This window comes from Fibrobacter sp. UWB1, assembly GCF_002210325.1.
Classification (GTDB): Bacteria; Fibrobacterota; Fibrobacteria; order Fibrobacterales; family Fibrobacteraceae; genus Fibrobacter.
In genome coordinates this window covers 311,500-337,003 of sequence record NZ_MWQL01000001.1, presented here as the reverse complement: position 1 = coordinate 337,003, position 25,504 = coordinate 311,500, and the positions used below count along the sequence as shown (strand labels likewise).

25 protein-coding genes are annotated in these 25,504 nt (G+C 48.0%); 11 read left to right on the top strand and 14 right to left on the bottom strand.

Translation table 11 applies throughout. The annotated features are described in order from the left end of the window. Positions 1–63: 63 nt before the first annotated feature. Positions 64–1,596, top strand: coding sequence for a DUF4832 domain-containing protein (locus B7988_RS01340; RefSeq protein WP_088656548.1), 1,533 nt, complete (start codon positions 64–66; stop codon positions 1,594–1,596). Here the strand turns inward: B7988_RS01340 and B7988_RS01335 are convergent. From B7988_RS01335 to B7988_RS01325, 3 genes are all read right to left on the bottom strand, one after another. Further along, positions 1,593–2,936: an RNA-binding domain-containing protein gene (locus tag B7988_RS01335; protein WP_088656587.1), complete on the bottom strand. Its 1,344-nt coding sequence runs from the start codon at positions 2,934–2,936 to the stop codon at positions 1,593–1,595. The genes B7988_RS01340 and B7988_RS01335 overlap by 4 nt on opposite strands. A 138-nt stretch (positions 2,937–3,074) precedes the next feature. Then, a complete protein-coding gene (locus B7988_RS01330) occupies positions 3,075–4,313 on the bottom strand; it encodes an SH3 domain-containing protein (RefSeq protein WP_072808061.1) in 1,239 nt (412 codons plus the stop codon). Between the two features lie 4 nt (positions 4,314–4,317). Then, the gene (locus B7988_RS01325) at positions 4,318–5,181 is read right to left on the bottom strand and encodes a hypothetical protein (RefSeq protein WP_072808063.1); all 864 of its coding nucleotides are present in this window, start codon (positions 5,179–5,181) and stop codon (positions 4,318–4,320) included. Between the two features lie 372 nt (positions 5,182–5,553). Between B7988_RS01325 and B7988_RS01320 the strand changes: the two genes are divergently transcribed. Beyond that, a complete protein-coding gene (locus B7988_RS01320) occupies positions 5,554–8,301 on the top strand; it encodes a valine--tRNA ligase (protein ID WP_088656547.1) in 2,748 nt (915 codons plus the stop codon). A gap of 315 nt (positions 8,302–8,616) precedes the next feature. Here B7988_RS01320 and B7988_RS01310 read toward each other — a convergent pair whose 3' ends face one another. Next, positions 8,617–9,087: a DUF3990 domain-containing protein gene (locus B7988_RS01310; RefSeq protein ID WP_088656545.1), complete on the bottom strand. Its 471-nt coding sequence runs from the start codon at positions 9,085–9,087 to the stop codon at positions 8,617–8,619. Continuing rightward, positions 9,087–9,302, bottom strand: a complete 216-nt coding sequence (locus tag B7988_RS01305) for a DUF3791 domain-containing protein (protein WP_088656586.1) — start codon at positions 9,300–9,302, stop codon at positions 9,087–9,089. The genes B7988_RS01310 and B7988_RS01305 overlap by 1 nt, the downstream gene beginning before the upstream one ends. Positions 9,303–9,784: 482 nt before the next feature. Here B7988_RS01305 and B7988_RS01300 point away from each other — a divergent pair, with 482 nt between their 5' ends. From B7988_RS01300 to B7988_RS01285, 4 genes are all read left to right on the top strand, one after another. Further along, positions 9,785–10,105, top strand: coding sequence for a hypothetical protein (locus B7988_RS01300; RefSeq protein WP_141225519.1), 321 nt, complete (start codon positions 9,785–9,787; stop codon positions 10,103–10,105). Positions 10,106–10,168: 63 nt separating this feature from the next. Next, complete coding sequence (locus tag B7988_RS01295) at positions 10,169–11,338, top strand: FISUMP domain-containing protein (RefSeq protein ID WP_141225518.1); 1,170 nt, start codon at positions 10,169–10,171, stop codon at positions 11,336–11,338. Between the two features lie 333 nt (positions 11,339–11,671). Continuing rightward, the gene (locus tag B7988_RS01290; RefSeq protein WP_088656542.1) at positions 11,672–13,225 is read left to right on the top strand and encodes an FISUMP domain-containing protein; all 1,554 of its coding nucleotides are present in this window, start codon (positions 11,672–11,674) and stop codon (positions 13,223–13,225) included. Between the two features lie 265 nt (positions 13,226–13,490). Next, positions 13,491–14,597, top strand: coding sequence for a class I tRNA ligase family protein (locus B7988_RS01285; protein WP_249268791.1), 1,107 nt, complete (start codon positions 13,491–13,493; stop codon positions 14,595–14,597). A gap of 113 nt (positions 14,598–14,710) precedes the next feature. Here the strand turns inward: B7988_RS01285 and B7988_RS01280 are convergent, their stop codons facing one another. From B7988_RS01280 to B7988_RS01265, 4 genes are all read right to left on the bottom strand, one after another. Beyond that, positions 14,711–14,989 carry a type II toxin-antitoxin system YafQ family toxin gene (locus B7988_RS01280; RefSeq protein ID WP_088656541.1) on the bottom strand — a complete coding sequence of 93 codons (279 nt, stop codon included), beginning with the start codon at positions 14,987–14,989 and terminating at the stop codon, positions 14,711–14,713. Positions 14,990–14,992: 3 nt separating this feature from the next. Further along, on the bottom strand, positions 14,993–15,256 hold the full coding sequence (locus B7988_RS01275) for a type II toxin-antitoxin system RelB/DinJ family antitoxin (RefSeq protein ID WP_088656585.1): 264 nt from the start codon (positions 15,254–15,256) through the stop codon (positions 14,993–14,995). 121 nt (positions 15,257–15,377) lie between these two features. Then, a complete protein-coding gene (locus tag B7988_RS01270) occupies positions 15,378–15,956 on the bottom strand; it encodes a hypothetical protein (RefSeq protein WP_088656540.1) in 579 nt (192 codons plus the stop codon). Then, the gene (locus B7988_RS01265; protein WP_212668285.1) at positions 15,953–16,417 is read right to left on the bottom strand and encodes a hypothetical protein; all 465 of its coding nucleotides are present in this window, start codon (positions 16,415–16,417) and stop codon (positions 15,953–15,955) included. The genes B7988_RS01270 and B7988_RS01265 overlap by 4 nt, the downstream gene beginning before the upstream one ends. A gap of 152 nt (positions 16,418–16,569) precedes the next feature. On the opposite strand from B7988_RS01265, the gene B7988_RS01260 reads away from it, so the two are divergent. Beyond that, entirely contained in the window at positions 16,570–17,463 is an 894-nt protein-coding gene (locus B7988_RS01260) for a hypothetical protein (protein ID WP_088656538.1), read from the top strand. A gap of 5 nt (positions 17,464–17,468) precedes the next feature. On the opposite strand, the gene B7988_RS01255 is transcribed toward B7988_RS01260, so the two are convergent. Further along, positions 17,469–18,113, bottom strand: coding sequence for an ABC transporter permease (locus B7988_RS01255; RefSeq protein WP_088656537.1), 645 nt, complete (start codon positions 18,111–18,113; stop codon positions 17,469–17,471). A gap of 84 nt (positions 18,114–18,197) precedes the next feature. Between B7988_RS01255 and B7988_RS01250 the strand changes: the two genes are divergently transcribed. Both B7988_RS01250 and rdgB read left to right on the top strand, forming a co-directional pair. Beyond that, positions 18,198–18,389: a TM2 domain-containing protein gene (locus B7988_RS01250; protein WP_073053469.1), complete on the top strand. Its 192-nt coding sequence runs from the start codon at positions 18,198–18,200 to the stop codon at positions 18,387–18,389. Between the two features lie 75 nt (positions 18,390–18,464). Beyond that, on the top strand, positions 18,465–19,094 hold the full coding sequence (gene rdgB, locus B7988_RS01245; RefSeq protein ID WP_088656536.1) for an RdgB/HAM1 family non-canonical purine NTP pyrophosphatase: 630 nt from the start codon (positions 18,465–18,467) through the stop codon (positions 19,092–19,094). A 183-nt stretch (positions 19,095–19,277) separates the two neighbouring features. Here the strand turns inward: rdgB and B7988_RS01240 are convergent, their stop codons facing one another. Then, positions 19,278–20,150 (bottom strand): DUF3078 domain-containing protein, encoded by an 873-nt coding sequence (locus B7988_RS01240; protein WP_073318233.1) that lies wholly within the window; start codon positions 20,148–20,150, stop codon positions 19,278–19,280. A gap of 114 nt (positions 20,151–20,264) precedes the next feature. On the opposite strand from B7988_RS01240, the gene B7988_RS01235 reads away from it, so the two are divergent. After that, the gene (locus B7988_RS01235) at positions 20,265–20,768 is read left to right on the top strand and encodes a hypothetical protein (RefSeq protein ID WP_073318236.1); all 504 of its coding nucleotides are present in this window, start codon (positions 20,265–20,267) and stop codon (positions 20,766–20,768) included. 171 nt (positions 20,769–20,939) lie between these two features. On the opposite strand, the gene B7988_RS01230 is transcribed toward B7988_RS01235, so the two are convergent. The 3 genes from B7988_RS01230 to B7988_RS01220 all read right to left on the bottom strand — a co-directional run bounded on the left by B7988_RS01230 (position 20,940) and on the right by B7988_RS01220 (position 24,445). Continuing rightward, positions 20,940–22,211, bottom strand: coding sequence for an argininosuccinate synthase (locus B7988_RS01230; protein WP_088656535.1), 1,272 nt, complete (start codon positions 22,209–22,211; stop codon positions 20,940–20,942). 81 nt (positions 22,212–22,292) lie between these two features. Continuing rightward, on the bottom strand, positions 22,293–23,324 hold the full coding sequence (gene mtgA / locus B7988_RS01225) for a monofunctional biosynthetic peptidoglycan transglycosylase (protein ID WP_088656534.1): 1,032 nt from the start codon (positions 23,322–23,324) through the stop codon (positions 22,293–22,295). Then, positions 23,324–24,445, bottom strand: a complete 1,122-nt coding sequence (locus tag B7988_RS01220) for a CHC2 zinc finger domain-containing protein (protein WP_088656533.1) — start codon at positions 24,443–24,445, stop codon at positions 23,324–23,326. Before B7988_RS01220 ends, mtgA begins: the two co-directional genes overlap by 1 nt. 47 nt (positions 24,446–24,492) lie before the next feature. Between B7988_RS01220 and murB the strand changes: the two genes are divergently transcribed. After that, positions 24,493–25,431: a UDP-N-acetylmuramate dehydrogenase gene (murB, locus tag B7988_RS01215; RefSeq protein ID WP_088656532.1), complete on the top strand. Its 939-nt coding sequence runs from the start codon at positions 24,493–24,495 to the stop codon at positions 25,429–25,431. Positions 25,432–25,504 lie beyond the last annotated feature (73 nt).

Sequence of the window (25,504 nt, the reverse complement as noted above, 5' to 3'; positions counted from 1 at the left end):
ACTTGACTCAAGCCATTCAACACGATAGATTTAGAATAACGGGTTTTCCCGACAGGAGTGTGTATGGTGAAAAACTTGATAATCGCAGGTAGCGCGGTTGCCTTTTTGGTAACTGCATCATTCGCGACGGACCGTTCCGTTGCCCTCAACAAAGAAATCGAGACGCTCGAGCCCATGAAGGGCATCGTGTTCTGGCCCGACCAGGCCAAGAGCCAAAAGAATTTGCAGGGTTCCATTTCGCTCGAATTCTCGTACTGCCTCCCCTGCGCCGTGGTGAAGGGCAAGACCGACGACAAGATTAACTACGACTGGAGCAGCTTCGAAAAGATGCTTGATGATATCGCGAGCCGCGGGCACCAGGCCATCGTGCGCTTCCGCATCGAGTACCCGAGCGCAACCATCGAAAACGCACCGGGCTGCACCGAGAAGGTAAAGGGCGCCACCGCAGTCCCCAACTACATCAAGGCGAACAAGTCATACACCGAGACGTATTCCGAAGACCCGGGCGGCGACGGCCCCACCTACTACGCCGACTGGAGCAACAAGGAACTCCTGTGGTTCTACAAGCAGTTCTACACAGACTTTGCCACAAAATACGACAAGGATCCGCGCATCGCCTTTGTGCAGGCGGGTTTCGGGCACTGGGGCGAATACCACATCTACGGCACCAAGCTAAACTTTGGAGTCAACTTCGCCACCAAGGATTACCAGGCCGAATTCCTGACGCATCTTGATAGTTTGTTCAAAGAGACCCCGTGGAGCATCTCCATCGATGCGGCAGACAACAACTACACGCCCGTCGCAGGCAACAAGACCTTGCTCGGGCTCAATTTCGGGCTGTTCGACGATTCCTTCATGCACAAGGAACACGACATTTCGCAGGGTGACGGCGACAACGAGCGTAACTGGCGCGACCTGGGTACGGACCGCTGGAAAACGGCTCCCGGCGGAGGCGAAGTCAGCTACTACACCGAAAAGGACCAGCGCGAGTTCCTGAACCCGGCAGGCCTTTACGGAGTCACCTGGGAAGATGCCGCCGCCAAGTACCACATGACCTACGTGATAGGCAATGATGCGCCCGAAGGCAGTTACGCCACCAAGGAACGCGTGTACGAGGCCAGTTCCTATGCGGGCTACAAGTTCGAAATCACGGGCTATGCGGTCAACGGAATTTCTGCAGCCGTCCGCGTAAAAAACATCGGCATCGCACCGCTTTACCACAACGCCTACGTGACCGTGAACGGCGTGCGCAGCGAAAAATCGCTCAAGGGCTTACTCCCCGGCGAAGAAGCGACCTTCACCGTCGCGGGCCTCACAATCGGCGATAGCGAAACGCCCGAACTCACCATCACCGGCGACAAGCTATTGAAAGACGCGACTATCCCCTACAAGGCAAACCTTGATGGGAGCGCTGCCGTTATCGAAGGACTCCTCGACGAAGGCGGAACCACCACAATCGCGGGAGCGCGCTGGAACAAGAACGCCGCAGGCAAGGGCGCAAGCAACCTCGGCAAAGCCCGCGCCACCGACCTCAAGGGCCGCAACGTCCAGAGCAAGGCCGCACACGGAGTGTACTACCCCGTTAAAAAGCGCTAGTTCTTCGTGATTTGCCAGTGACCACCCTTGTCAGGGCCTATCCGACGGATAAGCCCTTTTTGCTGCAATTTCTTTATGTTCTCTTTCGTTTTTCTAAGCGAAATTCCTAGAATCTTTGCAAGACTTACTGCCGTAATAAAAGAATCTTTCTCCATTTCTCTTATTATTATAGCCTGATTTTCAGTGACCTTTTCAGTGACCCTTTCAGTGACCTTTTCAGGCCGTTTATCAGAAGCATCCAATTGAGGAATTCTGAACTCCAGCATTACATCGCAAGGATGCACCGTATATTCCGTCTTTACGCCATAATCGGCACAAAGCTTGCACATATTCTCGATTCCACGTCCCCAGGCTTCCACATAGCCAGCCCTAAAAAACGCATTCGCAATCTTAGGGTTGTATTGTTCTGAACGGTGTCGCTGCATAAGCGTTTCAGCAGTCCAATTTGCAGGAAAAACACAATCATTGCTGATTAGTACGAGATCTTCATGTATTCTTATTTGGATTTGCACCCCAGAATCGTAATTAGAATGCATCAACGCGTTGAACACCGCTTCGCGCATGGCATCCTTAGGAATCGGATAACGCTCCACACGAATCAGGCCATCATAACTGATACGAGCCTTAAAATACTTGAGATATATGAGTTCAACAACCCTGTCTGCCTGAATAAATAACGACCCGTAAATTTCATCCTGATATTGCAAATCAGGACCATCACCAAAGAAACCAATTTTCACATAAGCACCGCCAAACCATCTTTCCGGTTTGCGATGAAAAAGCAGAACCGCAGCCCGAGTCAATTTTCCTTTCACAATCAAATTCAAATTGTCGAGCAGTTCTTCATTCGTCATCGCCAAATCCTGCGCAGTCATTCTGCCGGATTTCTTTGCCTCACGACGGAATATATCAAAGCTTTCCTTATCCAAATCCTTGAATTCAACACCATCAACCGGCATAGCATCCCATTTTGTCCTGGTTCTGTCCAACAAAAAATGAGTAAGGGCAGGCCCCTGCAAAAGCTGCTTTGTACTTCCGCTTCTATAGTGATATTCTCCCCTGTAATTTATGGGTTCAGAACTGGCAGGAACCGATATTTCAATGTATTCCTTTGAATCCGAAGAAAGCAAATTCACATCAACAAGCAAACCCAACGATTCCCTAATCTTGTTCGGGATATCTTCCATGAGCCTTTTGGCGTTCTGCACTCCACACACTTGCCCATCGTCGCTGATGCCGATATACAACTTGCCGCCCTGCGCATTGGCAAAGCCGCAAATCCACTTGAGATATTCATCCCTCCAAGACGACTTGTATTCGATATTTTGGTTCTCTGGCATAGAATCTCCTAAAAAAGAAAAACATTTGATAATCATCAAATGCCTTTCAGAGCCTACACTATTAGGAACCGCAACTGGAATGTAGATTATGTACTAGAATTGGCAAGGGGCGAAAGGAAATTTTACAATCTATTATAATTAAAAACCATACCAACTAGGAGGTATTTTTCCATAGGCTGTATTTCCTAAACGACCCTTTCCATATATATGTTCAAGGACCTTTTCTGCATTACTTTTAATCGTATTCCTTGGAAAGGTTTCGTAAAAGCGATGATTAGCTAGTTCACTAGATATCCATTGGCAATACAGGACCTCTTTTCCACTGCTGAGTTCATACCAGCTAGGCGGCGTCTTTGCCCGCGCAGAGTTAACCAAATGTCCTTTTCCATATTTGTGTTCTAGTGCTTTTTCAGCCACCCAGTTACTCGTATTCCTTGAAAAGGCTCCGTAAAAGCGCTGATTTACTAGTTCACTAGACACCCATTGGCAGTACAGGGCCTCATTCTCACCACCGAGTTCATACCAGCTGGGCGGCGTCTTTGCCCGCATAGAGCGTCCCAAACGTCCTTTTCCGTATCTATGTTGAAGAGCAATTTCTGCATCCCGGCTGCTAGTATTCCTTGGAAAGGTTTCATATATACATTGATTTAATTCGCTAGATATCCATTGACAATATAAGAGTTCCCTGTTTTCCGAACCGTTTTCGGTTGTACCAAGCGTTAGTAAACCCGCTAGTTTAATTACGGAATCTACGATAGATTCTCCTGATTTTTCCCTATTCGATGGCTTACTTCTTCTCGAATCACCAAACGATTCTTTTTGTTTTCTACTACTTTCATTTCGATCAGACAATTCATTTTTATAGAATCTCTTTGGTAGAAATTTTTTATTTCTCATGAAAATCGCAAGTATCGCTAAGGCAATGACCAGTATTGCATACCCCGTCCCAACATGAAAAACATCCAATAAAAGCCATAAGCATGATATTGCAACAACTGCCCCCGCTGCAGAAATGCAACCGATTTTCTTTCTCAAGCCCAATTCCGTAACACCAAGAGCAAGAACAATGAATAGAACCAAAACACCCCAACCATCGCTAGAGGATTTTTCCGCATCGGCAGATGTGCTGGAAACGGGATTCAAAAACTTTTCGCTAACATAGCCTGAAGTTGACCTGGATTCAATTTTGCAAAAGCCACTATTACAAGATTCTACTTGTACGACATCCTCTTTTTGAAGCTTTCCAACAACCTTTGAAGTTGCAGTCGGTTTTTCTCTAACATTCAGTGTGTTAGCAACAACAGTCGCTTGATACGAAGACACTGCGTTCACTACCAAAAATATTGTAATGACGAAAATCTGTTTCAACACTTTCATAAAATCAACCTTCTTGTTTAAAGATATTGTAATAATGAGCCAAATACGCTTTCACCCCATCAACTTTACCTTTGTAATCATCTTTTAAAATCCGCGTATAGGAAGAAATAAATTCAGCAACATTTTCATCTAACTTTTGGTATTCTATTCCCCATTCACCATCAGTATTCAATTTACCCGAGGCTCCGCGTAAAATCCAAGACGGATCATTAACTGAATAGAGTGTATAGCCAAATTCTATAGAATAAGACGCCAGCATTCGAAGTTTATAGCCATTAAAAGAAATTACATACTTTGGACTTATTGCGCCGAGTTCCTGACGGACGAGCTTGTCATTAAGCGCCCAGTATTTATATTGATCTTGATTATTAAAATGAGATATTTTTCCATCGGGATTGATATCCCTAGCCTCAGTATGCAGAGAAAATTTGTAGTAGTTCGTCACCCCACAATAATCGAGTATATGTTCGGCAGGAATTTTAGTTCCTGTTTTAGCCATTATAAAAACGGCAATTAAAGCAGGAATAACTCCATTCTCAAACGGAGCTATATCTACATCGCTTATATCAAAATCCGTCTCGCCATAATGGCGATTAAAGTCATCGCCATATTCCAATCGGCAGTTCAACTTTTCAAAATTATCTGAATACCGTTTTACTAAAGAGTTGTTATGCGGAATATTTTGCGCCGTACAATATACTAGAACACCATATTCATCGAACAATTTTCCTAAAAAGGGAACATATGGAGGGAAAGCCCCTTTTTCACTTTTAGTGGACAAGTAATTCAAGACTTCTCTACTGAAAGCAGCGCTCAAATCCATTTTCCGAAACTCATCCTTCAATTTTTCAAATTCGGCCTTATCCATCAATGTACCACGTTATATCATAAGCATATAAGTCCTCTCAAAATTTAACATAATGTATATAATTTCACAAACGATTTTAAATTCTACCCCATAATTTCAACAGCAGGAACTTTGCGAGCCAAGGGAAGGCATTCCCCTACCCTTCTTTGGATTGCTTCGCTGCGCTCGCAATGACGAAATGGGGGCCTTTTCTAACTTGGCGCCCCTTTGGGGCGCATTTAGTACGGCTCGGCCATGTCAAAGCAATGAATTGCTTTGACGTCTGCGACGTCCGTGGCTACGGCTCGAAAATGCAAAAAACAAGTTTTTCGCGCTTTCTCGCCTTGCACACTTTTGCCGCGGCACTCGCCTTTTACTAAATTTGTGCCCACTATGGAAACTCGTTACAATTCTAAAGATGTGGAAGCCCGATGGCATAAGACCTGGGCTGAGAATAACAGTTTTGCACCCAGCGGAAAGGGCGAACCGTTCTCGGTCGTGATTCCGCCCCCGAACGTTACCGGCGCGCTCCATTTGGGACATGCGCTGAACGATACGCTCCAGGATATTTTGGTACGCTACCGCCGTAAGACCGGCCGCGACACGCTGTGGATTCCGGGTACGGACCACGCGGGTATCGCCACGCAGGCAGTCGTCGAAAAGCGCCTTTTCCAGGACGAACACAAGACCCGCCACGACATTGGCCGCGACGCGCTGGTGGAACGCATCTGGAAGTGGAAGGACGAATACGAAGCCCGTATCACCAAGCAACTCAAGAGCCTGGGCGTCAGCTGCGACTGGAGCCGTCAGCGCTTCACGCTGGACCCGGTCTGCGCGAAGGCCGTGCGCCACGCCTTCTTCAACCTGTTCAAGAAGGGCCTCATTTACCGTGGCAAGCGCCTGGTGAACTGGGATACCAAGCTCCAGACCGCCGTCGCCGACGACGAAATCTACTACGAACACGTGAAGGGTCACTTCTGGACGTTCAAGTACCCCCTGGCCGACGGTTCGGGATTTATCCCCGTTTCGACCACCCGTCCGGAAACCATCATGGGCGATACCGCCCTCGCCGTGCACCCGAACGACGAACGCTACGCGCAGTTCATCGGCAAGATGCTGAAGGTGCCCTTCGTTGACCGCGAAATCCCGGTGATTGCCGACGCAATCCTCGTGGACAAGGACTTCGGTACGGGTTCCGTGAAGGTGACTCCGGCCCATGACCCCAACGACTATGCGACGGGTCTGCGTCACAAGCTCCCGATGATCAACATCATGAACGACGACGGCAGCCTGAACGAGAACGCCGGCAAGTTCCAGGGTCTCAAGGGCCAGGCCGCCCGCGACGCCGTGGTGGCAGGTCTCGAAGAACTCGGACTTTTGATCAAGGTGGAAGACCACGAAATGGACGTGGGCCACTCCGACCGCAGCAAGACCGTGATTGAGCCGTACCTCAGCGACCAATGGTTCGTGAAGATGGACGTGCTCGCCGAAAACGCGATGAACGCCGTAAAATCCGGTGAGATCAAGATTATCCCGGAACGCTACGCCAACAAGTATTTGGACTGGCTCGCCGAAAAGCGCGACTGGTGCATCAGCCGTCAGCTCTGGTGGGGCCACCGCATTCCCATTTGGCACACCGACGCTAGCGAAGACGAACTGAAGGCCGCATTCGCGGGCCGCGACGACATCTTCTTCTACAAGGCCGAAAACGGCGGCTACCTCGTGTGCAGCCAGGAAGAAGACCTCAAGGAAGACGCCGTGCCGGGTCGCGAACTCAAGCAGGAAGAAGACGTGCTCGACACGTGGTTCTCCAGTGGCTTGTGGCCGCACTCCACCATGGGCTGGCCGGAAAACACCGATACGCTCAAGCGCTACTACCCCACCACCGTGCTCGTGACTAGCCGCGACATCATTACGCTGTGGGTCGCCCGCATGGTGCTGTTTAGCCAGGAAAACATGGGCACGGTCCCGTTCCACACGGTGTACATCCACCCGAAGATTCTGGACGGCAATGGCCAGACCATGAGCAAGTCCAAGGGCAACGGCGTGGACCCGATGGATATCGAAGAGAAGTACGGTACCGACGCTCTGCGTTTTGTGATGGCAAGCCTTTGCACCGACAACCAGGACGTGCGCCTGCCGGTGAAGAAGGAAAAGCAGCCGGATGGCCGCGAAATCAACACCAGCGAAAAGTTTGAAATCGGCCGTAACTTCAGCAACAAGCTGTGGAACGCCTGCCGCTTCCTTTACCCGCAGCTGGAACAGGCCGGTGCGCTTGCCGCCGAACTCCCGATGGACAAGAGTTTGTTCGCGCTCGAAGACAAGTGGATTTTGAGCCGCCTGCAGACGACCATCAAGGACGCCACCCGCATGCTCGAAGAATACCACTTCGCCGAACTCGCCGGGTTCCTGTACCGCTTCGTGTGGGACGACGTCTGCTCCAGCTACTTGGAAATCAAGAAGGCCGTGATCAACAGCGAAACGCTCACCGCCGAAAAGAAGAACGCCATGGCCATCCTCAGCTACGTGCTGAAGAACGTGCTTGACTTGCTCCACCCGGTGATGCCGTTCATTACCGAAGAACTTAACAGCATCCTGTTCCAGGGCAGCGAAATGGTGATCAGCCGCGCATGGCCCAAGGCCGACGAATCTCTCATCGACGCGAAAATCGAAGCCGCATTCGACCAGGCATTCGCCGTGGTGGAAAGCGTGCGTGGCGTGCGTGGCCGCTACAACGTGAGCCCCGCCACCAAGCTGAACGCCGTGGTGAGCGTGGACGACGCCGCAACGGAAGCAAGCGTGAAGGACTGCATGGCCATCATCACCGAACTTTCGGGTCTTTCTGACCTGAGCGTCGCCGTGAAGGCCGTGAAGCCGAAGTTCAGTGCCAGCGCCGTGGTGCCCGGTGGCGAACTCTACATCCCGCTGGAAGGAATCCTCGACCCGGCTGCAGAAATCGCCCGCCTCGAAAAAGAAATCGAGAAGGCCAAGGCATTCGCCGCCAGCATCGAACGCAAGCTCTCAAACGAAAAGTTCGTCAGCGGCGCTCCCGAAGCCGTTGTCAATGCCGAAAGGACCAAGCTCGCTACTCAGCAAGATATTATTGCTAAGAACGAGAAGGCTCTTGAAGAATTGCGCTAATTGTCATTCCCGCGAAGGCGGGAATCTCCCTTTTAACTCAAAGAGGTGTTCTAAGGACACCTCTTTTTCTTTATTCCGAAAACAAAAATCAATTTTTAGAACGGGTCTTTTCTGAATATTCAGTCCAGACTTCTGTAGCCAAATACTTGTCACTGCGACAATGGAGGTCTGCGACCCCTTCTTCTATCAAACTCGCCGTATCTGACTCATAATAAATGTCTGTTGCTTCCTGCAAAGATACATGAAACATCTCGCTAATACAAGCGATGACTCTAGCACATTTCGCACTCTTCAATGTTTGCTTGCTAGCATCAGTCATAGGCGCTCGCTTTCAACATAGGTTAAGCAACGATGAAGCATTTCCTCGGAGCGAACGCAATACTGAATATTGGGTGTAACAAACTCCAATAAGCCCAAGGCCTCCGACAATGTAATTTCGCCAGTCAGGTATCGATCCAAAGTCAAAAAGACTCTATCATTGGCAATGCCGCCAATAACTAAATCGTAATTACTATCATCTTCTCCAGCCCGACATTTAGATATAAAGTCAAGCCACGCTTTATCGTAAGCATCAAATCGGAGAACATTCCACTCAGTTTCGTCATAGGAAAATTCATAAGCATTCAGCCACGCATCCTTTCCCCGACGCTTGAAGCGGTCGCCATACCTTTGAGCCTGTTCCAAAATGGATGTAAGATAAAAGCCACGCCCAAAATCAAGGTATTTACGAGAATGGTCTAAATCCGGTCGTTCAACAACAACCGACGAGGAATGATACAACCTCATTAAGCCAGCACCCCTTTTTCCTTCATATACTCCGTAAGGTCTTCCATAAGGTAGCGGGAACCAAACGTATGCAGGACATCATAAGAGGGGACGATATAACCGTATAAAATACCCGATTTTTTCAAACGCTTATAAACCTCTCGCTGAGGGAGTTTCAGCAAGAGCGAGAGTTGCCCGATACAATAGGTCACAAACTCAAGCGTCCGATTATCCATACCCCAAATATACATTATTCAGGCAAAAATCGCCAAATAGCCTATATGTGAAACAACAAAGTCCGCCGTACAAGTAGATTTTTTCTTCAAATTTTGTCAAAAACGAACTTTTTTGTAAACTTTTTGTGCCAGCCACCATTTTTTATGTTATTTTTAAAGAGTAAAAGAGTTTTTGCTCTTGTTCTCTACACGAAATCTAGACCATTTCAAAACACGAGGACAAGGCGAACGCTCACGCAGGTATGCCGTCTTTCGACGTATCTCGGTTTGCTGTATCGGCTTGTTAGCCGGTTGTTGGTCGTATGACCAAGGGCAACAGCCCTTTTGGGGCGTGGGTCGTTTGCATTTATCGTGTTGAGGCAAGTCTAGAGCCCCGTGTAGGTAAATGCAACGATCTGCGCCTTTTTTGTATCCACACATAATTTGGCGAAGTTCTTTGCGGAACGAGGCGGACTCCATAGATGTAAACGATGGAGATTATCATGGCTAAAAAAACAGAAAAATCAGCCGGATTATGTGCAGACATCCAACGAATTTTCCAAGATGTCGCAAAAGAAAACGGTTTTTCATTAAAACTCAATTCAAAATCATTTTCGATTTATTCTGAAAAATGGCACTCCATTGAATTTCTCTTTCAATGGCAAAAAGATCATTTTGTCGGAAAGTTTGTCAGTTACAATTCAAAAGGCGAATGGAAAGCAAGCCAAGCAATAGTTTCCATCTGGAACTACACCAACGCCATAGAATTTCTTAATGCTTTTAAAATCCTTTTTGACATGCCTGCAAAACGCAAGACAAAATAAACATCTTGTTTTTTGTTGGATATCGAAAAGCACAAAAACTTAATTCAACATGTGAGAAAAAAAATGAAAAAAAAGTTCAATCTTTTCGTTGCCGCAATTATGTCAATTGTCGGAACAGGTTTATTCACCGCTTGCGGCAGTGATTCGTTCACCGATTCACGTGATGGTCAAAAATACAAGACCGTCAAAATTGGCGAACAAATTTGGATGGCCGAAAACTTGAGATATAAAACAGAAAACGCTAAATGTCCAGACAATGATCCTGAATTGTGCCAACAATATGGAAGTCTCTATAATGTGACATATTTATTTCTGCATGATAAAGATTTTATTCGAGGTATGATATGGAATTACCAAAAAGGCAACCCGCCTTTGGATGCATGCCCCGAAGGATGGCGCTTGCCAGATGAAACTGATTTTCAAAAGTTAATTACTTATACAGATTCTATTACGCAAAAGAAAATTGGAACAGGAAAAGCTTTGAAATCCAAAGAAGGATGGAATGATGCTAATGGAATAGACGCAGTTGGATTTAACGCAAAACCAGCTTTTAAAGACGAGCAAAAGGTTTCTTATCTCGCAATTCCAATATTGCCTCCTTTGGGAAACGACGGAATCGTTTTAGACAAGTCGGTGAATATCGAACTAAAAAAAATGAGAACTGAGATATATAAAAAGTTTGATTCTGAAGTTCTTGAAACCGTTGAAAGTTACGACCAAAGTATTAGATGTATAAAAAAAGATTCTATTCACGAAAAAGGAATGCAAACTTTCTTGGCGCAATTCTTTAGCAGTGTTGTCCAGAGCATTGAAAAAAACTTGAATGATTCTCTAAAAATCTCTAGTGGACTATGGAGTGAACAGTCGCCAGTTACAACAATCAATCACAGAATTTATTTTGATGTAGATAAGGAATATTACAAAACTTTTTCCGATAGAATGCGTAAATCAAACATTTCTATAGAAAATAAAGTTGCTATAAAAAAATGTCCAGCACAAAGCAAGTGGACTTTTACGGTAGAACGTTTAGGAGAAGACAATATTTATCTTTCAAAATACAAATGCACTTTGGTAGAACCTGAAAACGAAGCCTGTAAAGAGATTGTTTCTAGAGATGTTGTTTCTAGATTGAATAATGATGACTGCATTAATATTCAACCAAATATAGTCGAAAAGGGGAAAGACATAAAGAAAAATAAATCTTTAGACAGGCTCCTTTCAGGCAAAGAATAACATCATTAAAAGAGGATAATGTCACGCTTTCGCGCACAATGTTAGCTTTTAGTAGCTTACTTTGCCTTTTTCTTTGCTCATGCTCTAATCATGAAGAGGCCGCTTGCAATTTAGTAACAGCCCTCTTAAAAGAAAATTTTGGAGATACTTTCAAAGAATTGGGTATGGAAACGGCAAAATGCAAGGCTGTTAACTAGGGGAACCTGTTCGTAGTGGATATTACCATAACGCAAAAGCCTATTTGGATAATGGAAAAACACTTCGAATTACCGTTGAAACAAAGTGGGATTCTGTTTATGTACAAATTCCTAATGAATCAATCTTTGGCAACGAATGATTATATTCCATAGTTCAAACATACTATTACTAAGTCTATGCTTATCCCAAATACTTTATGCAGCTAGCAACACGCTAGTTGACTCTAGAGATGGAAGACGGTATAAAACAATCAAAATAGATAAGCAAGTGTGGATGGCGGAAAACTTAAAATATAAGGTTTCCCCATCTTACTGTTTTAGAGATATAGAAAGTAATTGTCAAAAATACGGAAGAATGTATCCATGGCATGTGGCAATGAAATTACCCGCAAAAAAAGCCTATGATAATGAAAATGTGACGAATTATGTTAATTCTGTCCACCAAGGACTTTGCCCTGCTGGATGGCATGTTCCCTCAGCAGCCGATTTTGACACCCTTTATGCACATGCTTACGATGAAAGTCCTTCTACAAGAAAGCTTTCAACTGATCCAGCAGAAAGGTTCATTTTAAATCCTAAAGGTTTTAATTTGAAATATGCCGGACAGTTGATGATTTGGGGCTATGAATATTACATGGGCTATAAAGAAATTGATCCAACAGCCGGAGCTCGTTTTTTTAGAACGGGAAAAAGAGGCGAATATCCATTAAGTTTTGTCTATAAGGATTTCAATCATTTTGTTTCATTTACAACCACCGAAGCAGAAGAGTCTACTGTATTGGTTTACGCAGTGTATTCAGATCAATACAACTTTAGCATGGGAGCAAATCGAATCTATAGAGGAGCCTCAGCAGAGTACTTACGCTGCATAAAAGATTTTGAATGCCCTAAAGGCGAAGAATTTTATGAGGGAATTTGTCAAAAACCGTTCGATTGCTCTGAATATGAGTATGCTGTTGACAAATGGAATTGCGAAACGCTACCTGATAATGCTCATAGAAATAAAGGTCTCGGGTTCAAATGTGATAAAGGATTTGACAAAGTCAAGGAAGATGATGAATATGTATGCAAGAGACCTGCAACCTGTGACGAATACGAGTATGCAGTAGATAAATGGAATTGCGAAATGTTACCTGATAATGCTCATAGAAATAAAAGTTTGGGGTTTTCATGCAATAATGGGTATAGCAGAGTAAAGAAAGATGATGTTATTGAATGCATGAAACCATATGATTGTAAAGAAACTGAATATGCAATAGGCAAATTTGAATGCATGCCCCTTCCTGAAAACGCACATCGTAAAGCAAACGAAAAAACAGGATATGAATGTGATGAAGGATATGACAGTGTTGAGATAGGTCTTTTCTCATACTGCAGAAAACCCTATGAATGTAAAGAGAATGAATACTCTGTGGATAAATACAAATGTGGAAAATTACCCCAAAACGCACACAGAAATGAAGAAATTGGCTTTACATGTAATGGCGGTTATGATGAAATACATGACGGCGAAACAATTTCTTGTGAAAAGGGGTATGTCTGTGCTGAAACGGAATATGCGGTAGATGTAAAGAATTGCGCTCCCTTGCCGGATTTTGCAACGAGAAATGAGAAAGAAGGCTTTTCTTGTAATGAAGGCTACGCTCTTTATCAAGGAGAATGTTATCCGATCTCTCCAGAATCTTATTGATAAAGAGTGCTTAAGCGGTTTCGCGTTAGGGATAGCGACCCCTTGGGGCGAAGACTTGCGGGCTGTTCTAGTCGGAAATTTTTGGGAGCAAGGCTTCGTTGCAAGAGCTACGCGGGTGTGCCGAAGGTGCGACCGGGTAGCCTTGCAATATAGCCCGACCGCACATATATGTGCGGGAACGCCCAAATGATTATTTGCGTGGACCCGATGGATATCGAAGAAAAGCGTGCAAGCGAGTGTCGCGACGAAAAGCTCGCTTTTCGGCATGATCGAGCACAGCCGCGGACGCCATAGGCGTCAAAAGTACGGTACCGACGCTCTGCGCTTTGTGATGGCAAGCCTCTGCACCGACAACCAGGACGTGCGCCTGCCGGTGAAGAAGGAAAAGCAGCCGGATGGCCGCGAAATCAACACCAGCGAAAAGTTTGAAATCGGCCGTAACTTCAGCAACAAGCTGTGGAACGCCTGCCGCTTCCTTTACCCGCAGCTGGAACAGGCCGGTGCGCTTGCCGCCGAACTCCCGATGGACAAGAGTTTGTTCGCGCTCGAAGACAAGTGGATTTTGAGCCGCCTGCAGACGACCATCAAGGACGCCACCCGCATGCTCGAAGAATACCACTTCGCCGAACTCGCCGGGTTCCTGTACCGCTTCGTGTGGGACGACGTCTGCTCCAGCTATCTTGAAATCAAGAAGTCCGTGATCAACAGCGAAACACTCACCGCCGAAAAGAAGAACGCGATGGCCATTCTCAGCTACGTGCTGAAGAACGTGCTCGACCTGCTCCACCCGGTGATGCCGTTCATCACTGAAGAGCTGAACAGCATCCTGTTCCAGGGCAGCGAAATGGTCATCAGCCGCGCCTGGCCCAAGGCCGACGAATCCCTCATCGACGCAAAGATCGAAGCCGCATTCGACCAGGCATTTGCCGTGGTGGAAAGCGTGCGTGGCGTGCGTGGCCGCTACAACGTGAGCCCCGCAACCAAGCTCAGCGCCGTGGTGAGCGTGGACGATGCTGCGACGGAAGCAAGCGTGAAGGACTGCATGGCTATCATCACCGAACTTTCGGGCCTTTCTGACCTGAGTGTTGCCGTGAAGGCCGTGAAGCCGAAGTTCAGCGCGAGCGCCGTGGTGCCCGGTGGCGAACTCTACATCCCGCTGGAAGGTATCCTCGACCCGGCTGCAGAAATCGCCCGCCTCGAAAAAGAAATCGAGAAGGCCAAGGCATTCGCAGCTTCGATCGAACGCAAGCTCTCGAACGAAAAGTTCGTGAGCGGCGCCCCCGAAGCTGTGGTAAACGCCGAACGCACCAAGCTCGCGACTCAGCAGGATATTATCGCGAAGAATGAAGCTGCTCTGAAGGAACTGAAGTGACACAAACCGCGAATGCGGATTGTGTCATCCTGAGCGGAGAGGCGCAAGCCTCGTAGTCGAAGGATCTAAAAAGCATTAAGAGGTGTTCTTAGAACACCTCTTTTTTTGTCAACCTATTTCCCGAATAAATCCGAATGTGAACCAGTCGCAGTCGCCGAAAGAATCAATTCATCGTTGAATATCTGGTACATCAAAAGCCAATCCGGTTCAATATGACATTCTCTAAAATCGGACAGAGTCCCAACTAACTGATGATCGCGATTATGGGGCGGAAGTGGTTCACCTTTCGACAACTTATCCAGTACAGCGATTAGTTTGTTCAAGTCCTTGCCGCGCTTTTTCATAACCTTGACATCATGTTTCATGCGGCTTGTGTACTTAATCTGGTACAAAAGCTATTCCTCCAGCATAGAGGCAACGGCATCTGCAGCCGTGGCATAAGGGCCATGGAGATTCTTGCGGCTACGTGTATCTTCAATAGCCTTTTCCAAGGATAAGTCCTCGGGTGCATGACGGACTTCAAAAGGAATCCCTTTATGCTCAATGGCAAAAGTCAAGAATATGCGGATAGCCGTAGAGGTATCCATACCGAGAGACTGGAACAAGTCGTCCGACTTTTTTTTCAAGTCGTCATCGACCCTCATTTGCAGCGTAGCCATAGTTAAGCTCCTTTTTCCGTAAATATACACAATTTGCATCTACAAGTCAATAGAATTGTATAAAAACGTATTGACAAATCAATACAGCATCAATCAAAATTTTCATTACAACGGACTCTTTTTAATAACCAGGTTCCTTGAATTTTTCAGTTTCACGGCACTTGGGGTCGTCGTAATAGACAGTATACCGGTCACTTTCAGGCAACCGACTGTCAGGCATATGAACAATTTTTCTTCCATCAAAGGAGATGTAATCATTCACACACAAACTCCGTTTCCCATTCCAGAGCGCCTGAACAGAAACAATTTCTCCGCTTTTCACAAAATATTCAATTTTCAATGTCTGGTAAGCAACCCCCTTATTATACCAAACAATTTCATCTGCTGGAGCATTTCCGTCAATATATACTTTGTAAGAGAAAAACTCTCCTTCTTTTCGAATTCCATTTTCCGGAACACGATATTCTTGGTCCAAGACAAAGCGATACGAAACAATTCTTTTGGCAGTCTTTGTTTGATACGCCACGACCTGAAAATCTTTGGGAGAAACTCCATCAGGGATATTCCCGACAACAGTAAGAATCGTATCCATTAAGTCAATCCTTTGTGGAGCCATTCCAGAATGACTCGACTGCACAGAATTTGATGTTCCCGTACAAGCAACTAGAAACGCAAGCAAAAAGAAGAAAACAATTTTCATTTCACCTCAACAACCCAATCTGCAAATTCATCATTCGATGTTCTCAAAATAGGCAATTCTTTGGACTCATTATCGGAGAGAAGAATCGCCTTAAAAACTTGAGACGACTCATCACAAAACATCTTTATGGTTCGGTATGGAACGCCATCTCTGTGCCACACCACAAAATATCTATCACGACTATTATCACCCCAAGAACTGCTAGGCTTACAAGACCTTGGCCCATACCGATAAAATTCTATTTGACGAGTATCTCCATCATAATTCAGAGCATACCAATGAACATTTTTATTTTCTAAAGGACAATCTCCACTAGAACAATCTCCTTGAGCATAGGCAACAATAGTTTCTTTTTCAATCGGGGCATTTTTAGGCAAGGATTCATTAACACGTATTAAATGGCTTGGATAAGGACAAGCCGTAAAAAACAAAGCAGCTAGCAACAACAATAAAAATTTCATCACAAATAAATATATATATAGCATGGACCGTGCGGGGGACGTCCAAACAATAGAGGCTTTCAATCCGTCCAAAATCACACTTTTTTGCGCACCCCTTAAATTGCGGGTTATTTTTACTATTTTCTAGAGATGGATTAAAAGGAGAAAAGAGTATGGATTTCACCAAATTTCTGTTTGCGGGCGCGTTTTGCGCAAGCGCCTTAACCACAAGCCTACATGCGGCGGAATGCAGCTACGAGCCCCCCGTCAGGGAATCAGGAAGCACCGGAGCTTATTTTGAATACCCAGCAGTATCTCTCTATCTATTCGAGGGCAGCTACCTGGACCTCTCCAAGATGGATCAGCGCGAACCCACTGTAAAGAACGTTTCCGGCACCGACACGGTATGGATGTACAGATCCGAGCCGGACTCCACCATGATCGTAATCGCCTCCGAGAAGGTGGTCAAGGTGGCGCGCGTCGCCTATTCCGACAACCAAGACGACTTCGTCGATTCGCTCTTCAGCGTGCATCACGATGCCGTATTCAAAGACGAGTTCGCACGGCTGCAAAAGGCAGGCGTTTTCAAGGGAACAGCCGAACAAGCGGATTCCCTTGTGAACCATGTTTTTGAACTCTGCGGTAGATACTATTGGAAAGAAGGGGGCTACTCCGGCTGCGAATTCAATCCGCCAGAATTAAGACGGAGAAACGGCGGTAAGGATATCGACAAGGCTGATGTACCGCTAGCAAGCTCGGCTGTGGCCGGAATACACGCCTTCCTCCTCGACACACTGAACTTCTGCCCAGATTACAGGTTCCCACCCGAATCCACGACAGCCTCCCCCGCAGTCCCGGGATTGACACAGGCAAGGTTCAGCTTCAAAAAGCTCGGCCAAAATCGCTACCAAATTGCAGGCGCTAGGCCCAACTCCCCGTACAAGGCTTTCAGCCTGAACGGCCAGCTGATAGAAAGCGGCATCTTGAATAACGGCGTGTTTACTGCAAAAAAATTGCCCGTCATCCTGACGCTGAACAACGGGCGAAGCCTTTACTTGAAAAACTAGCCGAGTTACAAGCTCACAAACTTTCGCATGCTTGCAAAAGTCGCCACAATGCTCAACAGCACCGACACGGCAAGCGTTACAACAGGCACGAAAAGCCCGCTCAAGAAGGCCTCGTGACCGAGTTGCACCAAAAGGAGCAGCGGCACTATCAAGAATAAAGTAATATGCGTCGCCGCACGCACCGTACGTACGCGTAGCGATACAATCAAGGCAAACGAGGTCGTAAGAAGCACCGCCGAAAGCGCTCCGAGGACGGACGCCACCGCCACTTGCGTCGAAATTTCGGAGTGCGAGGCCCAATAACCGAGCTGTGCCAGAATCGCAAACACCACCGGGAACGGAAGGATTGCCAAAAGCTTGCCCCAAAAAAGTTTTGCAGGAGCGATCGGAGCAAGTTGCAAAAGTTCAAGGGAATTGCGTTCGCGTTCGCCCGCAAAGGTATCGCCTGCAAGGGGCGAGCCCATGGGCGCCATCAGGCAACCGAGCAAGAGCATCATGTAGCCTTCCATACCTTGCATAATCTGTCCGCCATAACGCGATACGGCAATGCCCTGGCTCGCCGCAAGAATCACCGGCGGGATAATGAACGGAATCCAGAAGCGCGGATCCCTAAAAATCAGTCGAAGTTCATGTTTGAATACGTGGAACATAGCAATTATCCATCAATAAATTTAGAAAATTCAAGAGTCCGCTTTTTCTATATTTGGGTCGCACAAAAAACAAAAAGAGGTCTTATGCCCGCACAAGGTGAACATAACAAGTGGATTGCCCTCGCCCTTTGCATTTTGCTCGGATACCTGGGACTGCACCGCTTTTACGAAGGTAAAATCTGGACCGGAATTCTTTGGCTGTGCACCGGAGGCCTCTGCGGCGTGGGCGTCGTTGTCGACGCGATTCTTATCGTGATGAAGCCGGAACACTACTAATTCGGAATTCAGAGTTCGGAATTCAGAGTTCGGAATTAAAAATTCTAGAACTAAGTATCGGGAATCAAATTACACATGAAACATTTATTCGTTATCGCGACGGGAAATCCTGGAAAGATTAGGGACTTCGCACACATTCTCGGAACCGAGAACAAGGAATTCAAGACGCTCAAGGACATCGGCTTTACAGACGACATCGTCGAAGATGGCGATTCCTTCGAAGCAAACGCCATCATCAAGTCGAGCACGGTGGCCAAGTGGCTTTGCGAAAAGAAAATCGAAGCGAGCGTGCTTGCCGACGACTCCGGTCTCGAAGTATTCGCGCTGAACGGCGAACCGGGCATTTACAGCGCCCGCTACTGCGGCTACCATGGCAACGACCAGGCAAACAACGACAAACTCATGCAAAAACTCGAGGGCGTCAAGGACCGCACTGCCCGCTACTTCTGCGCACTCTCTTACCAGAAAGTCGGCGAAGTCGACGGCAAGTGGACCGTGACCGAGCCCAAGATTTACGAAGGCGAATGCCGTGGACAAATCAACTTTGCCCCCGTTGGCGACATGGGATTCGGCTACGACCCGCTATTCGTTCCCGACGGATTCGACCGCACCTTCGCGCAGATGGAACTTGCAGAAAAGAAAGGCATCAGCCACCGCGGAAACGCCATCCGCGCCATGAAAGCGGATTTAGAAGCCAAGGGCTAGAAATAAAAAAAGCCGATGCTGACGACTTCAAAAACAAAAAAGTCCCCGAGCGGGGACTTTTTTCATGCGATAGAGCCGAGCGGTCTCACGTGAGCAAAAAAGCGACCCGGTGTTAACGGGTCGCGTTTGCGAGAGCGAGGCGATATCACATTCTTGTTTATGCAATAAAGCCGAGCGGTCTCATTAGAACCAGCGCCAGGTCAGGCCGAAGAGCACCATGCTCTTGTACTGCGTGTCTTCGTCGAGATCCCAGTCGTAGGCCATGTCGAAGCCAACCTGGAGTTCAACAAGCGGTGCAATCATCACAGAGAGCAAGTTTTCCCAAAGGCCGTCGATCTTTTCGACACCTTCGAAGTTGCAGAAGGCCCACAGACGGGTCTTGAAGCTCACGATGTCAGAGAAGGCATACTTGGCTTCGGTGATAGATTCGAGACCGGGTTCGTCACGGAACTTTTCAAACTTTTCGGTATCCTTGTCGTCGGCGTAGCCGTAACCATTAGAAATGGTCATGCGGTTAGCAAAGCCGAGGCGCTGAGAGAAGTTGTCGTTCGGAACGTAAGCAAGACCGGCAAGCTGAGTTTCGTAGGCCGGATCCATGAAGCTGGAAATTGCCTTCTTGACTTCGTTGCCATCTTCGTCTTCGCTGTATTCGTAGCCAGCCATGAACTGAGTTTCGAAACGGTTACCAATGTAGGGCTTCAGAACTTCACTCAAATTGAAGTCAAGCATCGATTCCCAGAAGAGTCGGTCGTTGGACTTGCGCTTACCCACGCCCTTAGTCCATGTCTGACCGAGATCGATATCGATGAGGTTACGCCAGTTGGCGACCTTCCACTTCCCCTGCACGTCGGCATCGTAGGTCACGAGCCAAGTGTAGTTGGAGGTACCGTCCTTCTGCCAGTTGCTGAAGTTGTACCAGTTATAACGAACAGCTGCGACAACGTCGGCAGTCCAGTTTTCCGGGAGAGCCCCTTCGAACATGCCACCTTCAGCCATTGCAGGAGCGGCAAAAGCGCAAGCAAATGCGCAAGCCTTGATAAGTGATTTCATCTTCATATTGATTCCTTTTTTGTGGCCCGCGCTACGGCGGACCGAGTTTTATGCGAAACAATATAGGAATAAAAACAGGTTTTTGCGAGTACAACTGTATGTTTTGTCTATATTTGGGCTATGTTTCGCACTGTTTTTAGGTCCCTGTTTTTTTTAATCCTTTTTACTGCTGTACTTAGCCATGCCGGAGACTGGCGTTTTAGCGCTGGCGCAGGCCTACGCAACCAAACACCCGTCGTTCTGATTGGAGGCGTCGGCTACAACAACTTGATGGTCTACCTGCAGGGAATGGGTATGAACAAAGGCGAGAACCACTTTTGGTGTGGCTATCGCGGCAGCGTGCTCTGGACCTTCTTTAAAGAGCTCCCCTTCCACTTTGACGCAGGCCTTGGCATTGGCTACGAATACTCCGAAGCCCCGAATAAAATGCACCAGGCGATCAACAAGGCAAACGAAGGTCGCTACACGTTCCCCTACAACTACAAAGAATCGGCAGAGCTTTCGCTTGAACTATGGACGCACCTTTATGGAGTGTACACACAAATTAGCGTGCCAATCAACCGCTACCGTGAACACGACGTAAAAAAGCTCCTGTGGGGCGCTGGATACATGTTTGAATTTTAGTAGGAAGTAGACAGTAGAAAGTAAAAAAATCCCCCGGTTTTAAACCGAGGGATTTTTTTCGAATGTCGTGGCTTAATTCCGTGAACGGAAAAGGCTCGTATTAACGAGCCTTTGCAGTGAGAGCGAGGCGATATCACATTGACTTGAATGCGATAAAGCCGAGCGGTCTTGTTATTTCTTCGGGAGCACGACCGGCTTGCCGAAGTCCACGTTGGTCTTGTTGCCGAGCAACAGGGCACGCGTCTTGAGCGGGAGGCCGAAGCAGCGGATGAAGCCCGTTGCGTCCTTCTGGTCGTACATGTCGACGTCGGTGAATCCGCCGAGGCCCATGTCGTAGAGGCTGTAGGGGCTCTTGATGCCGGCCGGAATGATGTTGCCCTTGTAAAGCTTGAGGGTCACGTCACCGGTAACAACCTTGTTGACTTCGGCGAAGAAGGCGTCCATAGCCTGGCGGAGCGGAGTGAACCACTGGCCATTGTACACGAGGTTCGCATACGTCATAGACATCTTCTGGGCTTCGAACAAAGTTTCCTTGTCGAGCACGAGCTGTTCAAGGCATTCGTGAGCCTTGTACAGGAGCGTGCCACCCGGAGTTTCGTACACGCCGCGGCTCTTGAGGCCAACGAGGCGGTTTTCGACGATGTCCAGGAGACCGCAAGCATTCTTGCCGCCAATCTTGTTCAGGTATTCGAGGAGTTCCACAGCGCCCATCTTCTTGCCGTCGATAGCCACCGGATTACCCTTATCGAAGGTAATCGTCACGTGGTCAGCCTTGTTCGGGGCCTTTTCATACGTGTTGGTGTGCTTGAGGAATTCGTACTTGTGTTCCTGTTCCGGGAATTCCAGGACGCCACCTTCGTGAGAGAGGTGCCACAGGTTACCGTCTTCGGAGTAAATCTTCTTCTTGCTGATGCCGTTCAGCGGAATCTTGTGAGCGGCAGCGTAGTCGATAGCGTCTTCGCGGCTGTGGAACGTCCACTTCGGGTCCTTCCACGGGGCGATGACTTCGAGCTTCGGGTTGAGTGCGGCGTAGGTCAGTTCGAAACGGACCTGGTCGTTACCCTTACCGGTAGCACCGTGAGCAACAGCGTAGGCGCCTTCCTTTTCAGCAATCTTCACCTGGTACTTGGCGATGAGCGGACGGGCGAAAGAAGTACCCAGGAGGTAGGTACCTTCGTACTTAGCACCGGCGCGAACGGTCGGCCAAACGTAGTCTTCGAGGAATTCCTTCTTGAGGTCGAGAACGTAGCACTTGGAAGCGCCAGTCTTCAAAGCCTTGTCTTCGAGGGCCTTAGCGTCCGGGAAGTCGTTCTGACCGAGGTCGGCGGCGAAAGCGATCACTTCGCAGTCGTAGTTTTCCTTGAGCCAGGGGATAATGATGGAAGTATCGAGTCCACCGCTATAAGCGAGGACAACCTTCTTCTTGGATTCTTTCTTAGCCATTTTTAGCGTCCTTTAAGAAAATTTTAGACATGTCAAATATAGAAATAGACAAGAGACGAGAGACGAGAGACGAGAGAATTTTTACTGTTTTTTATTCGCTGAATTCTTTACCGTTGATTTCGAATCACTCTTTGCGTGGGGCTTTGCGGAAGCCTTCTCGGGCTTTTTGTCCAGGTTTTTAGCCGGGGCCTTTTCCATAGATTTTTCCGATGCCTTCGCGGCATTCTTTGCGGAAGTGTCCTTTGGAATCGGAGCCATCAGCTGGCGCAGAGAATCCACCAGCACGCTGTCCTTCTTGGGGAACATGTTCTGGTAAATCACGGCGCGGCGCTTGGCCATGAACTGGCTTTCGCGCATGTGCGGGTGGTGCTTGCCCGGGCTTGCGAGCATGGCGGCCAAGTTGATCGCCTGGTCTACGCTGAGCTTGGCGCAGCTCTTCTTGTAATAGGTGCGGCAGGCTTCCTGGCAGCCAAAGATATCCTTGCCCCACTGAGCGTAATTCAAGTACAGTTCCAGAATGCGGTCCTTGCCGAGTTCATGTTCCATCAACAGGGCGTAGGCGAGTTCCTTGAACTTGCGATTGAAAGAGCGTTCACCGCTCAAGAAGAGGTTCTTCGCGAGCTGCTGCGTAATCGTAGAACCTCCGAACTTGGTTTTGCCCGCCATCTGGTTTGCATCCAAGGCTTCGGCAATGGCACGAATATCAAATCCCGGGTGGAAGTAGAAACCCGCATCTTCGCTTGCAATGACCGCCTTACGCAGGTACGGACTGATGGAATCGAGTGGTACGTAGGTATGCTTGATTTCGATATTCGGGTTGGAATCGCGCAAAGCTTCCATGTACTTGCTCATTTCGGGCTGAGTATCTTTCAGTTGCGCCACACCGTCGTAAATGTCATAGCCGTAAATAAAGGCGCGGTACAAGGCGTAAGAGGCCGCCACCGAGAAAATAGCAGAATAGATAATCAGGATCAACAAGGCCTGGCGGATTATGAAATTGATAGTGCGGTAAAGCCACTTGAGTATAACACCTGCCACACGGGCGAACGTGGTACTCGTAAACCATTTAAAAAAGTCCTTGACCTTACCAAAATACAGTTTCACTTTATCCATTACTTCTTTCCTCCGAACCAATCATTGATGTCTTCACCTTCTTTCATGGCCGTGGGCAAGTTTTCCATTCCTTCGCCTAAAATTACATTATGAATGCCCGCTTGTGTGAACAAGTTGCCTATATATTCCATGCCAGAACGGCCCGCTTCGTCGTGATCCAGACAAAGTACCACATTTTTGTTTCTAAAAAGATTCAACCACTCCACTTTGAAGCTGCGGACACCCGGAATTCCGACCGCGTTAATCTTTTGTCCTAAAAAAGTGAGCGTATCCACGACACCTTCGCACAGGTAGACCCAGCCCGGCTTTTGGTCCAGCGCCACCATATTGTAGGGGTACGGCACCGTGCCGCGCAGATTGAGTTCCTTGGGGACTACCGTATTGTCAATCGCACGCGACTGGAAATAGAACGCCCTGCGTTGCGGGTCCAGATACGGAAAAATCAGCGGGTGCTTGTAGTAGCGCAAGTGGCCTTTGTCGTTAAAGAGACCCACGTACTTTAGCACCTCTTCGCCAAAGTCCGCCTTGAGGCTGTTGTTCACCTCTTCGTAGTTGGTTATCGTACGCAAAAGCATCTTGTCCCACACGGGCTTGTAGATGCGGCGGCGAGCGAGCCACTTGCCGGCAGGCGTGTTGTCGACTGGGCTTAAACGCTTGAGGAACGAGAGGATGATTTTCTTGCGGTCGTCTTCGGAAACGAGAGGAGGCTCTTCGGGTTCAGGCGGTGCCATTTCGGGTACACGAACCATAGCCGGACCCGGCGCATGCGAACGCGCAGCGGCGCTAGCGGCACGTTCTGCAATCTTCGTCATTTCTTTACGGGCAGAAGCAGGCACCAGGAACGGGTATTGCTCCATAAGCCAATTGAGCGCCTCGGTAAAACTGCAATCCTTTACAACCTGCACCAACGAAATCACGTCGCCGCGGACATCATCGCAAACCCAGCAACGGAACGTTCCACGTTCTTCAGAAATGGATACCGAAGGCGTTCGGTCGCCATGCGAATGACGCTGCGGAAAGAAACAGCGGCATTTGCCATGGGATACTTCTACTCCTAGGCTCTGCGCGACGACGGTAATCGAAATCGCCGACTTGAATTGTTTCAGTTCTTCGTTGGTCATGTTCGATGAATTATAGAAAATCGGAGAGAATTGGCTATATTATCACTATGCAAATTCTTGAAAACGAACCGATGTGCAAGCACACCTCTTTTAAGGTGGGTGGGGCCGCTCGCTATTACGTGAAGGCGGAATGCATAAACGACATTCAGGGCGCTGTCGCGCTTGCCCGCGAAAAGGAAATCCCCTACTTTATTCTAGGGAACGGCACGAACCTGCTTGTCTCGGACAAAGGATATAACGGCGTTGTCATTACGCTTGCCGGAGAATTTTCGGAAATCGTGGACCTCGGAAACGGGGCGTTCAAGGTCGGCGCAGCTACCCCACTCGGCAGATTTGCCCGCAGCGCCATGAAACTTGGTTTTGCAGGCATCCATAAGCTCGCAGGAATTCCGGGAACCTTAGGCGGCGCGATTTACATGAACGCAGGAGCCTACGGTCAAGAAATCGGCCCCTGCTGCACACAAGTCACCGTACTTGACTGCGACGGAAGCATTCGCGAACTTTCTAACGCCGACTGCGCCTTCGGGTATAGACAAAGTATTTTTTCGCTACGTCATTGCGAGGCAAAAAGCCGAAGCAATCCATTTGAAACAATTTTGTCGGCCACGTTCCAGCTGCCCGCCGCAAGCGCAGAAGGCAAGACTGCCGACGACCTCGAAGCGGAACTCGCCGAATGCATGGCCAAGCGCAAGGCAAGCCAGCCGTTGAACATGCCGAACGCAGGCTCCACCTTCAAGCGCCTCGAACACGGCAGCGCCGACATGCCGCAACAAATCGCGCCGGGCTATTACATTGAACAAGCAGGCCTCAAGGGTTACCGCATCGGTGGCGCCGAAGTCAGCACCGTGCACGCAAACTTCATCGTAAACGCAGGCGGCGCTACCGCCGCCGACATCAAGCAGTTAAGCGAATTTGTTCAGCAAAAAGTCGCCGAGAAATTCGGCATTCAACTGAAGAGAGAAATAATCCTGTTAGGGAAATTTTAGAACTAATGTGGAGTGCGATACAATGAGAGATGTGGAATGAACGACCTCATTACTCACCTCACATTTCACATCC

Bases quoted from the DNA above. Each gene is read 5' to 3' on its own strand.
- B7988_RS01340 (WP_088656548.1), top strand. From the start codon at position 64: ATGGTGAAAAACTTGATAATCGCAGGTAGCGCGGTTGCCTTTTTGGTA.
- B7988_RS01335 (WP_088656587.1), bottom strand. From the start codon at position 2,936: ATGCCAGAGAACCAAAATATCGAATACAAGTCGTCTTGGAGGGATGAA.
- B7988_RS01330 (WP_072808061.1), bottom strand. From the start codon at position 4,313: ATGAAAGTGTTGAAACAGATTTTCGTCATTACAATATTTTTGGTAGTG.
- B7988_RS01325 (WP_072808063.1), bottom strand. From the start codon at position 5,181: ATGGATAAGGCCGAATTTGAAAAATTGAAGGATGAGTTTCGGAAAATG.
- B7988_RS01320 (WP_088656547.1), top strand. From the start codon at position 5,554: ATGGAAACTCGTTACAATTCTAAAGATGTGGAAGCCCGATGGCATAAG.
- B7988_RS01310 (WP_088656545.1), bottom strand. From the start codon at position 9,087: ATGAGGTTGTATCATTCCTCGTCGGTTGTTGTTGAACGACCGGATTTA.
- B7988_RS01305 (WP_088656586.1), bottom strand. From the start codon at position 9,302: ATGGATAATCGGACGCTTGAGTTTGTGACCTATTGTATCGGGCAACTC.
- B7988_RS01300 (WP_141225519.1), top strand. From the start codon at position 9,785: ATGGCTAAAAAAACAGAAAAATCAGCCGGATTATGTGCAGACATCCAA.
- B7988_RS01295 (WP_141225518.1), top strand. From the start codon at position 10,169: ATGAAAAAAAAGTTCAATCTTTTCGTTGCCGCAATTATGTCAATTGTC.
- B7988_RS01290 (WP_088656542.1), top strand. From the start codon at position 11,672: ATGATTATATTCCATAGTTCAAACATACTATTACTAAGTCTATGCTTA.
- B7988_RS01285 (WP_249268791.1), top strand. From the start codon at position 13,491: ATGATCGAGCACAGCCGCGGACGCCATAGGCGTCAAAAGTACGGTACC.
- B7988_RS01275 (WP_088656585.1), bottom strand. From the start codon at position 15,256: ATGGCTACGCTGCAAATGAGGGTCGATGACGACTTGAAAAAAAAGTCG.
- B7988_RS01270 (WP_088656540.1), bottom strand. From the start codon at position 15,956: ATGAAAATTGTTTTCTTCTTTTTGCTTGCGTTTCTAGTTGCTTGTACG.
- B7988_RS01265 (WP_212668285.1), bottom strand. From the start codon at position 16,417: ATGAAATTTTTATTGTTGTTGCTAGCTGCTTTGTTTTTTACGGCTTGT.
- B7988_RS01260 (WP_088656538.1), top strand. From the start codon at position 16,570: ATGGATTTCACCAAATTTCTGTTTGCGGGCGCGTTTTGCGCAAGCGCC.
- B7988_RS01255 (WP_088656537.1), bottom strand. From the start codon at position 18,113: ATGTTCCACGTATTCAAACATGAACTTCGACTGATTTTTAGGGATCCG.
- B7988_RS01250 (WP_073053469.1), top strand. From the start codon at position 18,198: ATGCCCGCACAAGGTGAACATAACAAGTGGATTGCCCTCGCCCTTTGC.
- rdgB (WP_088656536.1), top strand. From the start codon at position 18,465: ATGAAACATTTATTCGTTATCGCGACGGGAAATCCTGGAAAGATTAGG.
- B7988_RS01240 (WP_073318233.1), bottom strand. From the start codon at position 20,150: ATGAAGATGAAATCACTTATCAAGGCTTGCGCATTTGCTTGCGCTTTT.
- B7988_RS01235 (WP_073318236.1), top strand. From the start codon at position 20,265: ATGTTTCGCACTGTTTTTAGGTCCCTGTTTTTTTTAATCCTTTTTACT.
- B7988_RS01230 (WP_088656535.1), bottom strand. From the start codon at position 22,211: ATGGCTAAGAAAGAATCCAAGAAGAAGGTTGTCCTCGCTTATAGCGGT.
- mtgA (WP_088656534.1), bottom strand. From the start codon at position 23,324: ATGGATAAAGTGAAACTGTATTTTGGTAAGGTCAAGGACTTTTTTAAA.
- B7988_RS01220 (WP_088656533.1), bottom strand. From the start codon at position 24,445: ATGACCAACGAAGAACTGAAACAATTCAAGTCGGCGATTTCGATTACC.
- murB (WP_088656532.1), top strand. From the start codon at position 24,493: ATGCAAATTCTTGAAAACGAACCGATGTGCAAGCACACCTCTTTTAAG.